Source organism: Streptomyces sp. CNT372 (genome assembly GCF_000377145.1).
In genome coordinates this window covers 180,099-197,089 of sequence record NZ_KB897778.1, presented here as the reverse complement: position 1 = coordinate 197,089, position 16,991 = coordinate 180,099, and the positions used below count along the sequence as shown (strand labels likewise).

Genomic DNA, 16,991 nt, shown 5'->3' with positions numbered 1-16,991 from the left:
GCGCCCACCGCGCGAGGAGCTCCCGCGTCACGGCCTTCCGCGCCAGAGACCGCGCGAAGGACCGCTCCAGGGCCCCCGCTCGAGACGCGCGAGAACGCCCCCTGCGCGTGCCACCGTGCACGCAGGGGGCGTTCTCTCTTTCCACGGCCGGTGCGGCGCCACCCGGACACCGGCCCCGGAGCCGCCTCAGCCGGTGGCCGTCACTCCCCGGCCGGCAGCACGCCCGCTGAACGTGGGCCACTTGGCGAGCGACGCCGTCGCCCCGTACCAGGCGGCGAGACCGGCGACCGCCGCGACCCAGCCGGCCGCCTCGGCGAGCCCGCCGCTGTCGGCGAAGGCGGCGATGCCGCCCAGCAGCAGCGAGACCGTCAGCAGCCCGTACACGCCCTGGGCGAGCAGCCCACCGCCCGCGGCCGCGGCCGTCAGACTCAGCGCCAGCAGTGCCCAGAGCAGCAGGAACAGACCCGCCGCCTCGGCCGAGGCACCGCCGCCGACACCGGTGCCCCAGGTGAACCAGAAGGCGCCGAGACCGGCGAACGCGGTGCCCGAGCCGCCGTCGCCCGCGTGGAAGGCGAACAGTCCGAGGACGAACAGCGCGACGCCGCCCACCCAGGTGGCGAGGGCGGCGGCATCGGCCGCGCCCACGTTGTCGATCAGGCCGGTGCCGCCGACGCCGAACGCCAGCAGTGTCAGCCCGAGTACGAGAGTGCCGAGAGTAGAGGTGGAACCAGCGCTTCCCGCAGAGACGTCGTTGTCCACGGCGGGCTCCCTTCCAGTCCTGTGCAGTTGTTCTGCGCCCTGTGGGCCGGATGTCCCGGCCGAAACCCATCGGCTGATATGTACCCTTCACAAGGACACAATCCACCTGTTACGGACGGGTAGGTTTTCCCATCTCCGGTGCACGGAGGGGAAGTTGAGGCGGCGGCAGGCCGCGGGGCGCCCGGGGGCGTCAGGGGATCACGACGACCGGGCGCTGCGCGCGCTTGGCCAGCCGGCCCGCGACCGATCCGAAGAGCCGTCCGACGAGGCCGTGCGTGGAGCCCACCACGATGGCGTCGGCCGAGTACTCGCGGCCGACCTCCTCCAGCTCGTGGCAGATGTCGCCGCCGCGCTCGACGAGGATCCAGGGGACCTCGGACAGATAGTCGGCGCAGGCCAGCTCCAGGCCGAGGACCTCGGTGCGGTGGTCGGGGACGTCCACGAAGACCGGGGGTTCGCAGCCCGCCCAGACCGTGGTCGGGAGGCGGTTCGCGACATGCACGATGATCAGGCCGGAACCGGAGCGGCTGGCCATGCCGATGGCGTAGGCGAGGGCCCGTTCACTGGAGGTCGACCCGTCGAAGCCGACGACGACCCCGTGCTGGAAGGCGGGATCGCAGGAGCGGCATGACTCTTCGGCCGCCTGGAGGTCCGACAGGGAGTCGGCGACCTGCTTGCGGTCCGCGGGTTCGGGGAATTCGTGACCGGCCATCGGTGTCTCGGCGAAGAACGTCCTCGTGGGAGGGATGAAGGTGCGTGGTCGGCGGTGGTACCGGGAGCAGCGTCCGGGAAATCGCCTTTCCCGGCCCATACCCCCAAGGGTACGGCGACACTCCTCTCCTGCCCACAGCGCGGCCGCCTCAAGCGCGGCGTCCCAGGGAGCATGCCCGAGCGGTCCCGTGATGGCAATGCCGGATGGCCGATGCAGCTTCCCGGCGTAGCGCACAGTGACCGGTCGCACACGGCGGTCGTTGGCCAGTCCGCCGGGCCCGGTCCGGCCGCAGCACACCCCGCACCCCACCCCCGGGAGCATCGAGTGACCGCACGCCCGTCCGAGGAGGTCGTCCGCTGGGCCGCCTTCAGCTGCCTGCTCGTGCCCGTGGTGCTCGTGGTGTACGGCTCCTCGGTGGGCGGCGCGGCGGCCGCCGCCCTCGGGCTGGCCGCCGTCACCTGCGCCTGCCGGGTGCTGCTGCGCCACTCCGAGCGGCAGGCCCGGCGTGCGGCGGCGCGGGCGGCGCGGGTCCCGGCGTGCGCCCACGTCCACAGGGGCGCGCACCGGGCCCGCCGGGGTACGCCGGGCGCCTGACACCCCCTCCCCACAACCATCGGTTTTCAGCCAACTTCACCGGGTGGGCCCTCCGTTGCCGAAATGGCCCGTCAACCCCCTTGCCGCCAGGGAAGAACGCACGTGGGCCCGCTCTCGCACCCTATGGGGACGGGCCATGCCCGACGCCGCCACTTCCCTGCGGGCCCCGCGAGTGGAACGCTTCGTGATCGAATGCATCGCGCCAAGTTGCCAAGTCGACATAGCGGGGCATGCCGAACTTGCCACGCCGTCACGACGCGACACAGTAGATTCGATCATGAGTATCGAAGGCCGGGGGACTCGTGCAGAACCGAGGGGAAAAGTGCAGGAGCGAAAGGCCCGGAACGAACGGGGAGACGCGCACTTCGAGGGGGGCTTAGCGTCATGAGTCAGGACTCCGCCGCACCGGAGGCGGCACGGAAGCTTTCCGGCCGCAGGCGCCGGGAAGTCGTCGCCGTGCTGTTGTTCAGCGGCGGCCCCATATTCGAGAGTTCCATTCCGCTCTCGGTGTTCGGAATCGACCGCCAGGACGCCGGAGTGCCCCGCTACCGCCTGCTCGTGTGCGGTGGCGAGGACGGACCCCTGCGGACCACAGGAGGTCTGGAACTCACCGCACCGTACGGCCTGGAGGCGATCAGCAGAGCGGGCACCGTCGTGGTGCCGGCCTGGCGCTCGATCACCTCGCCGCCGCCGCCCGAGGCGCTGGACGCGTTGCGCCGGGCACACGAGGAGGGCGCCCGGATCGTGGGGCTGTGCACGGGGGCGTTCGTGCTCGCCGCCGCCGGCCTCCTCGACGGCCGGCCCGCGACCACCCACTGGATGTACGCGCCGACACTGGCCAAGCGCTATCCGTCCGTCCACGTCGACCCGCGCGAGCTGTTCGTGGACGACGGCGACGTGCTCACCTCGGCGGGTACCGCGGCCGGAATCGACCTCTGCCTGCACATCGTGCGCACCGACCACGGCACCGAGGCCGCCGGCGCACTCGCCCGCAGGCTCGTCGTCCCGCCCCGTCGCACCGGCGGTCAGGAGCGCTACCTCGACAGGTCTTTACCCGAGGAGATCGGCTCGGACCCGCTGGCCGAGGTCGTGTCCTGGGCGCTGGAGCACCTCCACGAGCAGTTCGACGTGGAGACGCTGGCGGCACGCGCCTACATGAGCCGCCGCACCTTCGACCGCCGCTTCCGCTCGCTGACCGGCTCGGCCCCGCTCCAGTGGCTGATCACCCAGCGGGTGCTCCAGGCGCAGCGGCTGCTGGAGACGTCGGACTACTCGGTGGACGAGGTCGCGGGCCGCTGCGGCTTCCGCTCGCCCGTGGCGCTGCGCGGCCACTTCCGCCGTCAGCTCGGCTCCTCGCCGGCGGCCTACCGGGCGGCCTACCGCGCCCGCCGGCCGCAGAGCGATCCCGCCCAGGCGGGGGCGGCCGAGGCGGTCGTACCGGCGCAGGCCGCGCCGGGCGTGCGGCGGGGCGGCCACCCGGCCGGGCTGCCCGCGGGCGTCCCCGAGCAGGGCCGCCCGGGCCAGGACGTCTACGCCAGGGCCGGGCTGCCGGGCCAGCGGAGCCTGTCCTGACGCGTCCGTACCGCGTGCTGCGGGCCGGGGTCGGTACCGACCCCGGCCCGCAGCACGTCCGCTCCCGCGCACACCCGTTCCCGCGCAAGCCCCCTAAGGTAGGCGCATGAACGATCGCATGGTGTGGATCGACTGCGAGATGACCGGGCTCTCGCTGACGGACGACGCACTCATCGAGGTGGCCGCGCTGGTCACCGACTCGGAACTGAACGTGCTCGGCGACGGTGTGGACATCGTGATCCGCCCGCCGGACGCGGCCCTGGAGACGATGCCCGAGGTCGTGCGCCAGATGCACACCTCCTCCGGACTCCTCGACGAGCTCGCCGGCGGCACCACGCTGGAGGACGCCGAGGCCCGCGTCCTCGCGTACATCCGCGAACACGTCAAGGAGCCCGGCAAGGCTCCGCTGTGCGGGAACTCTGTCGGCACCGACCGGGGCTTCCTCGCCCGGGACATGCCCGCCCTGGAGGGCCACCTCCACTACCGCATCGTCGACGTCTCCTCCGTCAAGGAGCTGGCGCGCCGCTGGTACCCGAGGGCGTACTTCAACAGTCCCGAGAAGAGCGGCAACCACCGGGCCCTCGCCGACATCCGCGAGTCCATCGCGGAGCTGCGCTACTACCGCGAGGCGGTCTTCGTGCCGCAGCCCGGCCCGGACACGGAGACCGTGCGGACGATCGCGGCCAAGCACGTCCTGCCGGCCGAGCCCGCCTGATCCGCGGGGCTCGCCGGGGCCGATCCGGCGGCCCCGGCGAGCCCCGCGGAAACCCTGGCGCGAGCACCCTCCGGGACCCTGTACACTTTTTCTCGGCCGGTCGGAGAAACGACCGGTCATGGTGGGTGTAGCTCAGCTGGTAGAGCACCTGGTTGTGGTCCAGGATGCCGCGGGTTCGAGTCCCGTCACTCACCCTGATCGTCTGAGGCCGGTCCGCATCGCGCGGACCGGCCTCAGACGCGTTCCGGGCCGTGCCCGCGCGAGCCCGGACCGGCACAGGGGGCGCCCCGGCCGGGTGGGGGGTAGCCCGGCCGGGGCGCTGGTGGGGGCGGCGGCGCATCCCGTGGGGCCGGGACGCGCCGGGGGGGGGCGGCGGCAGGCGGCGGACGCCTGCGTGACACCGGTCCGCGCGGCGGTGCGAACAGCACGCTAGCGCGCCGGGCCACGGCCGAGGGCCGGTCCGGGGCGCCGGAGGGGTTTCTTAAGGCGCCCTTGAGGAGGGCATGGGACCCGATTAACCCGGCACCGCCCGGCACGCACCCCTCCGGCGCGGGATCCGGCACCGCCCGGCACGCACCCCTCCGGCGCGGGATCCGCCACAGCCCGGACGCGGCCCCGCGCAGCCCGGCGGCGGCTCCGGGCCGCGGCCCGGTTCAGCGCAGCGCGGCCCGGCGGCGGCCACCCCGTTCGCGCCCCCGCTCCCGCCCGCGCCGCACCCCGCCGCTCTCCCCCCGGCCGGACTCGCGCGGGTCGAAGCCGATCCAGACGCGGACCTCGGTGCCGCCGAGGACCGAACGCCCGATGCGCACATCGCCGCCGGTCGACTCGGCGACCCGGCGCACGATGTCCAGGCCGAGGCCCGTCGAGCCGTCCCGCGCGCCGCTGTTGCCCCGTGCGAGCGCGGCGGCCGGGTCGGCGATTCCGGGGCCCGCGTCCGAGACGAGCACGATGACGGCGTCCTCGCTGTTGTGGACGTCCACCGAGAAGGCCGTGCCCTCGGGGGTGTGCCGGAAGACATTGCCGAGCAACGCGTCCAGGGCGGCCGCCAGTTCGGGGCGGGCGACGGGGATACGGACCGGACGCTCCACCCCTGCCAGCCGGACCGTGCGCCCCTCGTCCTCGGCCAGCGCGGACCAGAACCCCATCCGCTCGCGCACCACTTCGGACGCGTCGCAGCCCGCGCCCGGCCCGGTCGCCGAGGTCTGGGGCTTGGCGTCCCGGGCCGTGCGGATGATGGTGTCGACCTCGCGTTCCAGCTGGGCGACGGCCGCCCGGGTCTGCTCGGCGGCGGCGCTGTCCCCGAGGGAGGCCGCGTTCAGCCGGAGGACGGTCAGCGGGGTGCGCAGCCGGTGCGAGAGGTCCGCGGCCAGCTCGCGCTCGTTGGCGAGGAGCTGGACGACCTGGTCGGCCATGGAGTTGAACGCGACGGCGGCGGACCGCAGTTCGGGCGGGCCCTCCTCGGGGACGCGCGCCCCCAGCCGGCCCTCCCCCAGGTCGTGCGCGGCGCCCGCGAGCCTCTGCGCGGGCCGCACCATCCGCACGCCGAGCCGGTCGGCGACGGCCACGGACCCCAGGATCAGGGCGACACCGACCCCGGCGAGGACGAGCCAGGCGGTGTCCACCCCGTTGGAGACCTCGCCCTCGGGCACGAAGATCTCGATGACGGCGATCTGGCCGGTGCCGATGGCCGTGGGCTGGAGCAGCGCCGACCCGTCCGTCACCTCGCTGATGGAGGCCCGGCCCAGGCGCCGGACCGTGGCCAGGTCCCGGACCGCGGCCCGTCGCTTGCCGATCTCCAGCGGCACACTGCCCGGTTCGCCGGACGAGGGGATGTGCACGGCCATCCGGCCGGCCGCCCCGGCGGGCGTCGACTCCACGGCGCGTTCCAGCATCTTGCGCTCGGTGGTGACCGTCAGCGTCGGTCCGATGGCCGCCGCCTGCCGTTCGGCGTTGGAGAAGGCGCGGTCCCGGGCCATCTCCTTGATGACCAACCCGAGCGGCAGGGCGAAGGCGAGCACGACCATCACGGTCACCGCGAGCGACACCTTGACCAGGGCCCATCTCATGCGCGGGGCCCCTCCCACGCCTGTCCGGGCGGCTGCTCGGGCGCGCCCTGCGGGGGCTCCAGTTTCACGCCGACGCCCCGCAGGGTGTGCAGATAGCGCGGGCGGGCCGCGGTCTCGCCCAGCTTGCGGCGGAGCCAGCTCAGATGGACGTCGATGGTCTGGTCGTCGCCGTAGCTCTGCTGCCACACCTCGGCGAGGAGTTCCTTGCGCGGGACGACCACTCCGGGGCGGCCCGCGAGGAAGGCGAGGAGGTCGAACTCGCGGCGGGTGAGGTCGAGCGCGGCGCCGTCCAGTTCGGCCTGGCGGCGCAGCGGGTCGATCGTCAGGCCGCCGACCCGGATCAGCCGGCTGGGCGGTGCCTCCCCGGACCCGGCCCGGGCGCGGCGCAGCACGGCGGCCATCCGCGCGGAGAGGTGCTCCACGGAGAAGGGCTTGGTCAGATAGTCGTCGGCGCCGTCGTTGAGGAGGCGGACGATCTCGGTCTCGTCGTCCCGCGCGGTCGCGATGATCACGGGGACATCGGTGATGCCGCGGAGCATCTTGAGGGCCTCGGCCCCGTCCAGGTCGGGCAGCCCGAGGTCCAGGACCACCACGTCGAACCGGAAATGGGCGACCTCACGCAGCGCCTCCAGGGCCGTGCCGACGCTCCGCACGGTGTGCGAGGCGTCGGTGAGATGCCTGATGAGGGCGGAGCGCACGAACTGGTCGTCCTCGACCACGAGCACACTTGCCATGGGCGGCACCGTACGCCATCCGGAGGACACGGACCCCGGGAAGTCGCGTCGCCCCCGCGGTGCGGACGGTTCGAAGCGGAAGCGGGACAGGGGCCCGGGACATGGTGCACCATGTCCCGGTGAGCAGAGGACTCGTGCAGGGGCTGGCGTGGTCGCTGTCCACCGGCGCGGCCGTGACGCTGTCCTGGTGGGGCGTCCACACCGTCATGGCCGGAACCGCTTACGACCGTCCGCGCGCCCTGCCCATCACGGCGCAGAACTCCTCGACGCCGCCGGAGCCGCCGCGGGCGTCGTCATCGCCGCCGGCGCCCAGCCCCTCGGCCTCGCCGAGCCGCACCCCGCCCTCTCCGGCCCCCAGCCGCAAGCCCGCCTCCGAGAAGCCCGAACCGCCCGCGCCGAAGCCGAGTCCGTCCCCGGAGCCGGGAAGCGTGAAGGGCTACACGGTCGACGGCGGCCGGGTGGTGTTCGACATCGGGGACGACTCGGCGGAGCTGGTGTCCGCGACCCCGGACGCGGGCTGGCAGATGCAGGTGTGGAAGCAACCGACCTGGATCCGGGTCACGTTCACCCAGGAGGGCCGGGAGGTCTCGGTGTTCTGCACCTGGAACGGGCATCCGCCGATGGTGCAGTTCGACGAACGCTGAGCGTGCCCCGGGCCGTTCCGTCCCTCAGGCGAAGACCTCGGCGGGCGGCGCGGGCGAGTCCTTGGCGCTCGCGTCCGTCACCGGGGCGGCGCCGCCGGTGAAGTCGGCCAGGGAGCGCCCGTGTTCGACACGGCCCGCGAAGGGGTCCCCCGCGATGCGGCGGGTCAGTTCCGCCACCGGCAGCGGGACGTCCGAGGCCAGCAGCACGGCGTTGCCGAAGCGGCGGCCCCGCAGCACCGCCGGGTCGGCGGCGAGGGCGAGTTCCGGGAAGACCGCGGCGGCGGTGGCGACCTGGCCGCGCAGATGGGACAGCGGCGGGCCGTCGGTGAGGTTGGCGGTGTACGTCCCGCCGGGCCGCAGCGCGCGGCGGACCTCGCCGAGGAACTCGGTACTGGTCAGATGGGCCGGGGTGCGGGCGCCGGCGAACACGTCGGCGATCACCAGGTCCGCCCAGCCGTCCGGGACCCGGCCCAGCCCGGCCCGGGCGTCGGCGGTGCGCACCCGGACGCGGGCGCCGGGCTCCAGCGGCAGCCGTTCGCGGACCAGCCGCACCAGCGCCTCGTCCACCTCGACCACCTGTTGTGTGGAGCGGGGCCGCGTCGCCGCCGTGTAGCGGGCCAGGGTGAACGCGCCGCCGCCGAGGTGCACGACCTGGAGCGGCCGTCCGGGCGGCCCCGCGAGGTCCACGACATGGCCGAGTCGCCGCTGGTACGCGAAGGAGAGGTGGGCCGGGTCGTCGAGGTCGACGTGGGACTGCGGGGCGCCGTCGATCAGCAGGGACCAGGCGCGGGGCCGCTCGGGGTCCGCGACGAGCTCCGCGACCCCGCCGCCCACCTGCTCGGCGACGACCTCGCCCCGCTCCCTCCGCCTGCGCCGTCCCATCCGGCCATTATCCCCGCCCGGCCCGCCGCGGGCCTCCGCCCCCCGCGGCCCGGGTGGCCTCGCGCCGGGACCGGGCGGACCGCGCCCCCGGAGGGGCGCTCAGCGGCAGTTGTCCGCGGCCTCGATGAGCCGGGCCGCCTCGCCCAGGGCCTGCCGGAGCACGGCCGGGTCCGTGACCGCCGTCGCGGCCGGGTCGGCGGGGTCCGTCGGGGGCAGCAGCCAGCCCGAGCCCGGCACCGGCGGCAGCGTCTCCGGGATGCGCAGCCCGCGCCCGTTGGTGCGGGTGCAGGCGCTGCCGGGCACGTCCCAGCCGTCGGCGGTGCCCGGCGGGACGAGGAAGCCCAGGGTGTCGCACGGTCCGTCGTGCAGCACCGGCCCGACCCCGGACGCGGCCGCGGCCCGCCGCAGGATGTCCACCGCTTCCAGGCCCTGGCGCGCGGGCACGGTCACCAGGTCGCACGGCGCCGGCAGTGCCGCGCGGACCGCGCCCGGTGACATGCTGCAGTCCGCCGTGGGCGCCTGGCCCGCCGTGGCCGGCGGTGTCGCACCGGTCTCCCTGTCGACCTCCGACACGGGGATCGCCTCCTCGCAGAGTCCCGTAGGGGGACGTGTACCGCGTCTCCCTACGGTTCAACGCCCGTACGCGTCAAGGGCTACGGCGGCACGCCGCCGCAAAGGGTGGCAGTTCATGGCAGATCACCGCCGAGTCATCCCGTTTGGGGTCAAATCTCCGTGTCAGTGCCTCGCCGCAGCAGGTACGTTCTTGCCCCGCCGTAACACGGCTGCACCAAGAGAGGGCTCGGCCATGGAGTCGTCGTCTCAGGGATCACGGGCCCGTCCCGCCCGCCCCAACCGGGTCTTCCGCAAGCTGCGCGGGACCCGCTCGCCCGGCGAGTTCGCCACGGCGGTCCGCAGGGCCGCCCGGGAGATCGGGGAACAGGTCTCGTGCGACGCCCGCTACATCGGACGTGTGGAGGCCGGCGAGATCCGCTGCCCCAACTACGCGTACGAGCGCGTGTTCCTGCACATGTTCCCCGGTCGCACGCTGACCGACCTGGGGTTCAGCCCGCGGGAGGCCGTGCGCGGCCGGGGCAGACCGGCGGCGCCGCGCCCCCGGGAGGCGGACGGGCCGCCTCCGTGCTGCCTGTTCCCGCCAGACGGCGGTGCGTGCCGCACCGACCGTGACAGTGACAGTGACGAGGAGAGCGACGTGCTGCGTCGCGCGTTCATGACCAGCGGATCCGCCGCCGTGGCGGCCGCGTCCCTCGGGCTCGGAGGCGACTCCGTGCCCTCCCAGCGCCGCCGGGTCGGCGCCGGGGAGGCCGAGGCGGTGGAGGAGGCCGTCCGGCACATCCGCCTGCTGGACGACCGGCACGGGGCCGACGGGCTCTACCGGCGCGCCGCCCAGCCGCTGCGCGCGGCGTACGCCCTGCTCGACTCCGGGGTCGCGACCCGGGGGGCGACAGCCGACCGGCTGCACGCGGGGGCGGGCGAACTGGCCATCTCGGTCGGCTGGCTCGCCCATGACTCCGGCCGCCTCGGCGACGCCCGCTCCCACTACGCGGAGGCGCTGGCCACGGCCCGGGTCGCGGGCGACGCCGCCCTGGAGGCCCACGCCTTCTGCAACACCTCCTTCCTCGCCCGGGACGCGGGCCGGCACCGGGAGGCGGTGCGCACCGCGCAGGCCGGGCAGCAGGCGGCACGGCAGGTGGGGTCGGCCCGGCTGCTGTCCCTGCTGTCGTTGCGGGAGGCGGGCGGCTGGGCCGGGCTCGGGGACCGCGCGGGCTGCGAACGGTCCCTCGCGCGGGCGCACGACCACTTCGCGCGGGGCCCGGCCGAGGACGACCCGGAGTGGATGTCCTTCTTCGCCGAGCCGGAACTGGAGGCGCTCCAGGCGCAGTGCTGGTCGGCCCTCGGCCAGTGGGCGCGGGCCGCGGGCCACGCCCGGCGGGCGGCGGCCCTCCAGGACCACCGCTTCACCCGCAACCTGGCCCTCTACCGCGCCGAACTCGCCGCCGACCTGGCGCGTGCGGGCGTGCCGGACGAGGCGGCGGCCGCCGGTGACCAGGTACTGGCGCTGCTGGCGGACGTCCGCTCCACCCGGGTCCTCGGCATGCTCGCGGGCACGGCGGAGGTGCTGCGCCCGCACCGGGCCGCGCCGGGCGTCGGCGGGTTCCTGGAGCGGTACGAGGCGACGACCGCGCAGCTCGCCTGAGCCGGCCGGGACCGGCCGCGCAGCCCGCCCGAGCCGGCCGGGACGGGGCCCGGGCGGCCGGTCCGGCCTCAGCCCTCCAGGTGCGCCGTGTCGTTCCAGCGCTCCACGGCCGGGTCTCCGTACGCCCAGGACAGCACCGACAGACTCGTCGGGTCGAGCCGCATCCGCGCGCCGAAGGAGACGTCCTCCCCCAGCCAGCGCGCGCAGATCGAGCGCAGGATGTGCCCGTGGGCGAAGACCAGCACGTCCCGGTCGGCGCCTCGAGCCCACGCCACCACCTCGTCGGCGCGCGCGGACACCTGCGCCAGGCTCTCGCCCCCGGGCGCGCCGTCCTTCCAGAGCACCCATCCCGGCTGCCGCTCGTGGATCTCGGCCGGGGTCAGGCCCTCGTAGTCGCCGTAGTCGACCTCCATCAGGGCGTCCCAGGGCTCGGCGCGGTCGCCGAAGCCCGCGAGTTCGCAGGTCTCACTGGCGCGGGCCAGGGGGCTGGTGCGGATCTCCACGCCGTCCAGCCCGGACCACGGGGCGCGGTGCAGCCGCTCGCCCAGCAGTTTCGCGCCGCGCCGGCCCTCCTCCAGCAGCGGGATGTCGGTGCGGCCGGTGTGCCTGCCGTTCAGCGACCACTCGGTCTGACCGTGCCGGGCGAGCAGTATCCGCGGTGCCATGGGGGCGTCTCCTGGTGTGCGGTGCGGTGCGCGTTTCCCCTCCATCATCGCGCACGGCACCTGGACGCAACCTCCGGGACGGTCTCGGCGTCCTCACCACGACGACCAAGAGCGACAGCACACGACCGCATGTGACCACGAGCGATCCAGGACGGGTACGCCGAGCCGAGACGGAGACCGACAGGATGCCGCAGCCCGGACAGCACGACCGGCCCCGCTGGTGGACCGAACTGGTGCTGCTCGGCGTGGTCTACGCGGCGTACTCGGCGGGCCGGCTGCTGGCCCGGGGCGACGTGTCCACGGCGGTCGGCCACGGACTCGCGATACTCCGGGCCGAGAAGGCACTCCTGCTCAACGCCGAGCACCCGCTGAATCGTCTCTTCACCGAGGTGCCCGCCATCGGCATACCCGCCGACTTCCTCTACGCGACCCTGCACTACCTGGTCACACCGGCGGTCCTGGTCTTTCTCTTCCGCCGCCGCCCGGCGCGCTACCGGGCCGCCCGCACATGGCTGATGGTCTCCACCCTGCTCGGCCTGGCCGGCTTCACGCTCATGCCGACCTGCCCGCCCCGGCTGCTGGACGCCTCCCACGGCTTCGTCGACACCATGGCCCAGTACAGCTCCTACGGCTGGTGGGGCGGCGAGGCGAGCGCCCCGCGCGGGCTGGGCGGGATGACCAACCAGTACGCGGCGATGCCGAGCCTGCACGTCGGCTGGGCGCTGTGGTGCGGGGTGCTGCTCTGGCGCCACGGGCGCTCCCCGGCGGTCCGCGCCCTCGGCGTGGCGTATCCGCTGGTCACCACGGTCGTGGTGATGGGCACCGCCAACCACTACTTCCTGGACGCGGTCGCCGGGGCGGCGGTGATGGGCCTCGGCCTGCTCCTCACCCCGTACGCGCTGCGCTTCGCGGACCGGGCGGGCACGGCGGTCCGCGCGCGCCGGGGCGCGCGTCGCGCCGGCCACGCGGGCGCACACCCCGGCGCGGGTTCGCATCCCGGCACGGGCGCCGCAGCCCCCGCGCCCCCTGGTCCGGCCCCCGCTCCGCGCCCCGGGGGGTCCGCCGGGGGCGGTACCGCGCCGTCCGGCGGAGGTGGCCCCGCACCGGAACCCGCCCGCGTTGTCGGTGGCGGATGCGAGACTTCCGCGGGTGAGCGAATCCCCGGACAGCGCACCTCCTCCGCAGGCGCCGACGACAGCCCTCAGGCAGCGGCTCGCTGAGCTGCGCGGCCCGGCCGCGCAGCCGCATCCGCTGGACGCCCGCGCCCTCGCGGCCCTCGCCGCGAACCCCGGGTGCCGGCGCAGAGCACTGCTCGACGGCGCCGGGGTGGACAAGACGGCGCTCGCCGCGGCCCTGGGCTCGCCTTCCGACCGGGGCCAGTCCCAGTTCGCGTTCATGCGGGGCAACGCCTTCGAGGCCCGGGTCAAGGGCGACGGCGGCCGGGAGCTGATGCGGCTGCTCGGGTTGGAGGACCCGGGGGAGGTCCGCCTCCCCGAGCTGACCGCGTCGGGACCCCGGGGCCGAGCCGCCCGGACCGCTCTCGCGCTGCGCGAGGCGACCGAGGCGGGGGCCGGGTCGGGGGCGTACACGCTGCTGGACCACCCGATGCTGGCGCTGGAGGTCGCGGGCTCGCCCGCCTATCTGGAACCGGACGCGGTGGTCGTCCACCCCGACGGGCGCTGGACGGTCGTCGAGATCAAGTCCTTCCCGATGATCGACGCCTCGGCGGACGCGGCCAAGGTGGGCGCGGCCGCCCGGCAGGCCGCGGTGTACGTGCTCGCCCTGGAGCGGGTGGCCGCCGTGACGGAGGGCGCGTCCGTGGCCCACCACGTGCTGCTGGTCTGCCCGAAGGACTTCACCAACATGCCGACCGCCTCCGTGGTCGACGTCCGCAGGCAACTCGCCGTCACCCGCCGCCAGCTGGCCCGGCTGACCCGGCTCGACGAGATCGCCGCGACGGTCCCGGAGGGCGTGACCTTCGACGTCCGGGAGCGCACCCGGGAGGAGCTGACCGAGGCCGTCGAGCAGGTCCCCCACGCGTACGCCCCCGACTGCCTGGCAGCCTGCGAGCTGGCCTTCCACTGCCGCGACCGCGCCCGCCTCGCCGGAGCGGTGGAGGCGCTGGGCCGCTCGGTGCGGGGCGAACTGGGCGGTCTGACCACCATCGGCGAGGTCCTGTCCGCCGCCCGCGGCGAGGCGGGCGACCCCCGCGACCCGGCCGTCGCCGCCCTCCGCCGCGCCGCGGCCCTGCGCGCCGAGTCCCTCGCCGCCGCGGGCGTCCCGGCGGCCCGGCGGGACTCGACGGCCCCCGCCGGGGAGGCGATGTGTCGCTGATCGCCACCCTCGCCCGGCTGGAGGCCGTCGAGTCCGGGCGGGCGCAGCCGTTGACGACCGTGCGGCACCGGTGGGTGTCCGAGCGGCCGCTGGTGCTCGTGCCGCTGACCACCGCGGGCGAGGCGGGCGCGCCCCTCGGCGCGCTCGTCGGGACCGACCCGGCCGAGCCGCGGCTGCTCGTCGTCGCCCAGCCGCGCGACCGCGAGCTGCGCGCACAGTTCCTCACCGAGCTCGCGGAGGCCGTCCTTCCCCACCTGGACGCCTACGCGGACGACGTGGAGCCGGCCGAGCGGTCCGAGACCGACCCGGAGACGGGCAGGAAGGTCAAGGTCGAGGTCGACCTCTGTGCGGACGCGCCGCAGATCGTGGTCCCCGGCCGGGCCGGTGTCGAGTACCTGCGCCTGCTCGGGCGTTCCACCCGCTTCCGCCGCACCGCAGAACAGGATCCGGACACCCCCTACCCCGCGCCCCCGCGGGTCCCGCTGCTGGGCCGCTGGCTCACGCACTACGGCGAGCGCGCCCGGGTGCCCGGCTCTTCGCTGCTGCTCGCCGCCACGGACCTGCTCAACCGGCACTGGGCGACGGGCCAGTCCTCCCTGGAGGACCAGCACCTCGGCGCCCTGCTCTCCTGGGTCGACCCGCCCGGGGGCGAGACCGGGGCCGAGGCGGCGCTCCGGGCCGAACTCGCCCGGGACGGGGAGGGGCAGTTGCTCTGCCCGCCCGCCGGACCGGCCACCGACCCCGCCTTCGACAACCGCCTCCTCGCGCCCGCGACGGAGCGGTTCGACCGGGCGCGCCGGCTGCTGGAGGCGGCCGAGGACGGCGCGAGCGCGGACGCGAAACTCGCCGAACTGCACCGCGCCGAACGGGAGATCCGCCGTCTGGTCGCCGGGGTGACCCGCCCGACGTGGGACGCGGTGTGGCGGACCCTGGAGCTGGTCCGCGCCCTGCCGGAGGGCTCCCGGGTGGCCGACCGCTGGACGCGGGACCGCTGGTCGTTCACCGCCCACCGGGACCGGGTCCGCGCGGGCGAGCCGCCCCAGCCCCGGCGGGACGACGCGGTCACCGCCGCGCAGAAGCTGGCCGCCCGGGAGACCGCGCAGGCCCAGCTCGACGCCCAGGAGGCCCTGGACGACCCGCTGGTGCTCGCCTCGTTCCGGCTGGCGGGCGAGGCGTTCGCCTCCGAGGTGCTCGACGTGGAGATGGCCTGGTCGGAGTCGAAGCGGCCGAGCCCCCGCCCGCTGGTCACCGTGCGCACGGAGGACCAGCCGCATCTGGGGGAGCGGACCAAGGTGTTCCGTTCCCTCGGCGGCAAGCCGCAGACCGCCGAGTTCGTGCGTGCCGAGGCGGGCGGCGTCCTCGTGCTGCGGATCACCGACCGGATGGGCCGGGGCAAGGAGCCCGCCGAGGGGTCCGTCCCGGCCAAGGGCGACCGGATCGCCTGGACCCTGTTCGAGCACGAGCAGCGCGGTGGCCCCAGGCTGCCCGACCCGGAGGAGACGCCGTGGACCCACGGCGGCCCGCCGGGCACCGATCTCGCCGAACGCCCCGACCCCGTCACCCCGGAGGACCTGCTGTGACCGGAGGAGCCCCTGTGACGCCCGGCCCCGCCGCCCCGCCGGCACCCGCGACGAGCCCGCCCGCCGGGTTCGACCCGGGCGCGGAGGCGGGCCGCGCGACCGCCGCGATCCTGCGGGACACCCTGCACGGGACGGCGCGCGGTGTGGTCGTCGACTCCCCGCCCGGCGCGGGCAAGTCGACCCTGGTGGTGCGCGCCGCCCTGGAACTGGCCGCCGCCGGACGCCCGTTGATGATCGTCGCCCAGACCAACGCGCAGGTGGACGATCTGGTCCTGCGGATCGCCGAGAAGGCCCCGGAGCTGCCGGTGGGCCGGCTGCACTCCAGCGACTTGGACCCCTATGACAAGGCCCTCGACGCCCTGGACCAGGTGCGCACCTCCGCGAAGGCGGCCGACCTCGCCGGACTGGACGTGGTGGTCTCGACGGCCGCCAAGTGGGCCCATGTGCAGGGCGTGGAGCCGTGGGGGCACGCGATCGTCGACGAGGCGTACCAGATGCGCTCCGACGCGCTGCTCGCCGTGGCGGGTCTCTTCGAGCGGGCCCTGTTCGTAGGGGACCCGGGCCAGCTCGACCCGTTCGCGGTGGTCGGCGCCGAGCAGTGGGCCGGCCTGTCGTACGACCCGTCGGCCAGCGCGGTGTCCACCCTTCTCGCGCACAACCCGGACCTGCCGCAGCACCGGCTGCCGGTCTCCTGGCGGCTGCCGGCCTCGGCCGCCCCGCTGGTGTCGGACGCGTTCTACCCGTACACCCCGTTCCGCAGCGGTACGGGGCACGGCGAGCGGCGGCTCACCTTCGGGGTGGCGTCCGACGGCTCCGGGCCGGACCGGGTGATCGACGAGGCCGCCGCGTCCGGCTGGGGCCTGCTGGAGCTGCCCGCCCGGCACACCCCGCGCACGGACCCGGAGGCGGTGGGCGCGGTCGCGCTGGTGGTGCGGCGGCTGCTGGAGCGGGGCGGCGCCACCGTCTCGGAGCGCTCGCCGGACCCGGCGCCGCTGACCGCGGGCCGGATCGCGGTCGGCACCGCCCACCGGGACCAGGCGGCGGCGGTCCGCGCGGCCCTCGACGGGCTGGGCGTCACCGGGGTGACCGTGGACACGGCCAACCGCCTCCAGGGCCGCGAGTACGACGTGACGGTGGTCCTCCACCCGCTGTCCGGCCGGCCGGACGCGACGGCGTTCCATCTGGAGACCGGCCGGCTGTGCGTGCTCGCCTCCCGTCACCGGCACGCGTGCATCGTGGTGTGCCGGCAGGGGGTGACGGGGCTGCTGGACGAGCATCCGTCGACCGAGCCGGTGCAGCTCGGCGTCTCGATCAAGTTCCCGGACGGCTGGGAGGCGAACCACGCGGTCCTGGCCCACCTGGGTGAGCACCGGGTCGCCTGGCGTCCGTGACGCATCCCACGCGGGCCCTCTTGCGCCGCGCGGGACAATGGAAGACGGCCCGGAAGTCCGGGCCCTTGGTACGACCGGTCCCGGCCGGTACGGGAGCCGGTAGGGCAGCCGGTACGAGGAGGAGTGCG

The 16,991-nt window shown here is 75.3% G+C and carries 16 protein-coding genes and 1 tRNA gene; 10 read left to right on the top strand and 7 right to left on the bottom strand.

The features are described from left to right. Positions 1 to 186: 186 nt before the first annotated feature. Complete coding sequence (locus C593_RS0106245) at positions 187 to 759, bottom strand: GPR1/FUN34/YaaH family transporter (protein WP_018846437.1); 573 nt, start codon at positions 757 to 759, stop codon at positions 187 to 189. Between the two features lie 190 nt (positions 760 to 949). Next, entirely contained in the window at positions 950 to 1,471 is a 522-nt protein-coding gene (locus C593_RS0106240; RefSeq protein ID WP_018846436.1) for a universal stress protein, read from the bottom strand. Positions 1,472 to 1,795: 324 nt separating this feature from the next. Between C593_RS0106240 and C593_RS0106235 the strand changes: the two genes are divergently transcribed. The 4 genes from C593_RS0106235 (at position 1,796) to C593_RS0106220 (ending at position 4,546) form a co-directional block, all read left to right on the top strand. Continuing rightward, positions 1,796 to 2,065, top strand: coding sequence for a hypothetical protein (locus C593_RS0106235; protein WP_018846435.1), 270 nt, complete (start codon positions 1,796 to 1,798; stop codon positions 2,063 to 2,065). A gap of 384 nt (positions 2,066 to 2,449) precedes the next feature. After that, positions 2,450 to 3,637 (top strand): helix-turn-helix domain-containing protein, encoded by a 1,188-nt coding sequence (locus tag C593_RS0106230; RefSeq protein ID WP_018846434.1) that lies wholly within the window; start codon positions 2,450 to 2,452, stop codon positions 3,635 to 3,637. A 106-nt stretch (positions 3,638 to 3,743) separates the two neighbouring features. Next, positions 3,744 to 4,352, top strand: a complete 609-nt coding sequence (gene orn / locus C593_RS0106225; RefSeq protein WP_026277410.1) for an oligoribonuclease — start codon at positions 3,744 to 3,746, stop codon at positions 4,350 to 4,352. A 121-nt stretch (positions 4,353 to 4,473) separates the two neighbouring features. Beyond that, positions 4,474 to 4,546 (top strand) — tRNA-His (locus tag C593_RS0106220). Positions 4,547 to 5,005: 459 nt separating this feature from the next. Here the strand turns inward: C593_RS0106220 and C593_RS0106215 are convergent. Continuing rightward, positions 5,006 to 6,418 carry a sensor histidine kinase gene (locus tag C593_RS0106215; protein ID WP_026277409.1) on the bottom strand — a complete coding sequence of 471 codons (1,413 nt, stop codon included), beginning with the start codon at positions 6,416 to 6,418 and terminating at the stop codon, positions 5,006 to 5,008. Then, positions 6,415 to 7,152 carry a response regulator transcription factor gene (locus tag C593_RS0106210; protein ID WP_018846431.1) on the bottom strand — a complete coding sequence of 246 codons (738 nt, stop codon included), beginning with the start codon at positions 7,150 to 7,152 and terminating at the stop codon, positions 6,415 to 6,417. Before C593_RS0106210 ends, C593_RS0106215 begins: the two co-directional genes overlap by 4 nt. Before the next feature lie 119 nt (positions 7,153 to 7,271). Between C593_RS0106210 and C593_RS0106205 the strand changes: the two genes are divergently transcribed. Further along, positions 7,272 to 7,796 carry a hypothetical protein gene (locus C593_RS0106205; protein ID WP_026277408.1) on the top strand — a complete coding sequence of 175 codons (525 nt, stop codon included), beginning with the start codon at positions 7,272 to 7,274 and terminating at the stop codon, positions 7,794 to 7,796. Positions 7,797 to 7,820: 24 nt separating this feature from the next. Here the strand turns inward: C593_RS0106205 and C593_RS0106200 are convergent, their stop codons facing one another. Together C593_RS0106200 and C593_RS0106195 are read right to left on the bottom strand one after the other, a co-directional pair. Beyond that, entirely contained in the window at positions 7,821 to 8,678 is an 858-nt protein-coding gene (locus C593_RS0106200) for a fused MFS/spermidine synthase (protein WP_018846428.1), read from the bottom strand. A 99-nt stretch (positions 8,679 to 8,777) separates the two neighbouring features. Then, the gene (locus tag C593_RS0106195; RefSeq protein WP_026277407.1) at positions 8,778 to 9,176 is read right to left on the bottom strand and encodes a hypothetical protein; all 399 of its coding nucleotides are present in this window, start codon (positions 9,174 to 9,176) and stop codon (positions 8,778 to 8,780) included. 307 nt (positions 9,177 to 9,483) lie between these two features. Here C593_RS0106195 and C593_RS0106190 point away from each other — a divergent pair, with 307 nt between their 5' ends. Next, positions 9,484 to 10,893, top strand: coding sequence for an NsdA family TPR-like regulatory protein (locus C593_RS0106190; RefSeq protein ID WP_018846426.1), 1,410 nt, complete (start codon positions 9,484 to 9,486; stop codon positions 10,891 to 10,893). A gap of 68 nt (positions 10,894 to 10,961) precedes the next feature. Here the strand turns inward: C593_RS0106190 and C593_RS0106185 are convergent, their stop codons facing one another. Then, a complete protein-coding gene (locus C593_RS0106185) occupies positions 10,962 to 11,558 on the bottom strand; it encodes a histidine phosphatase family protein (RefSeq protein WP_018846425.1) in 597 nt (198 codons plus the stop codon). 185 nt (positions 11,559 to 11,743) lie between these two features. Between C593_RS0106185 and C593_RS0106180 the strand changes: the two genes are divergently transcribed. Genes C593_RS0106180 through C593_RS0106165 form a run of 4 tightly spaced genes read left to right on the top strand, consistent with a single transcriptional unit; the run spans position 11,744 to position 16,863 of the window. Next, entirely contained in the window at positions 11,744 to 12,778 is a 1,035-nt protein-coding gene (locus C593_RS0106180; protein WP_018846424.1) for a phosphatase PAP2 family protein, read from the top strand. Further along, a complete protein-coding gene (locus tag C593_RS0106175) occupies positions 12,708 to 13,892 on the top strand; it encodes a hypothetical protein (RefSeq protein ID WP_018846423.1) in 1,185 nt (394 codons plus the stop codon). Before C593_RS0106180 ends, C593_RS0106175 begins: the two co-directional genes overlap by 71 nt. Next, a complete protein-coding gene (locus C593_RS0106170; RefSeq protein ID WP_018846422.1) occupies positions 13,883 to 15,472 on the top strand; it encodes a hypothetical protein in 1,590 nt (529 codons plus the stop codon). Before C593_RS0106175 ends, C593_RS0106170 begins: the two co-directional genes overlap by 10 nt. A 14-nt stretch (positions 15,473 to 15,486) precedes the next feature. Beyond that, the gene (locus C593_RS0106165) at positions 15,487 to 16,863 is read left to right on the top strand and encodes an AAA domain-containing protein (RefSeq protein WP_018846421.1); all 1,377 of its coding nucleotides are present in this window, start codon (positions 15,487 to 15,489) and stop codon (positions 16,861 to 16,863) included. Positions 16,864 to 16,991: the final 128 nt, after the last annotated feature.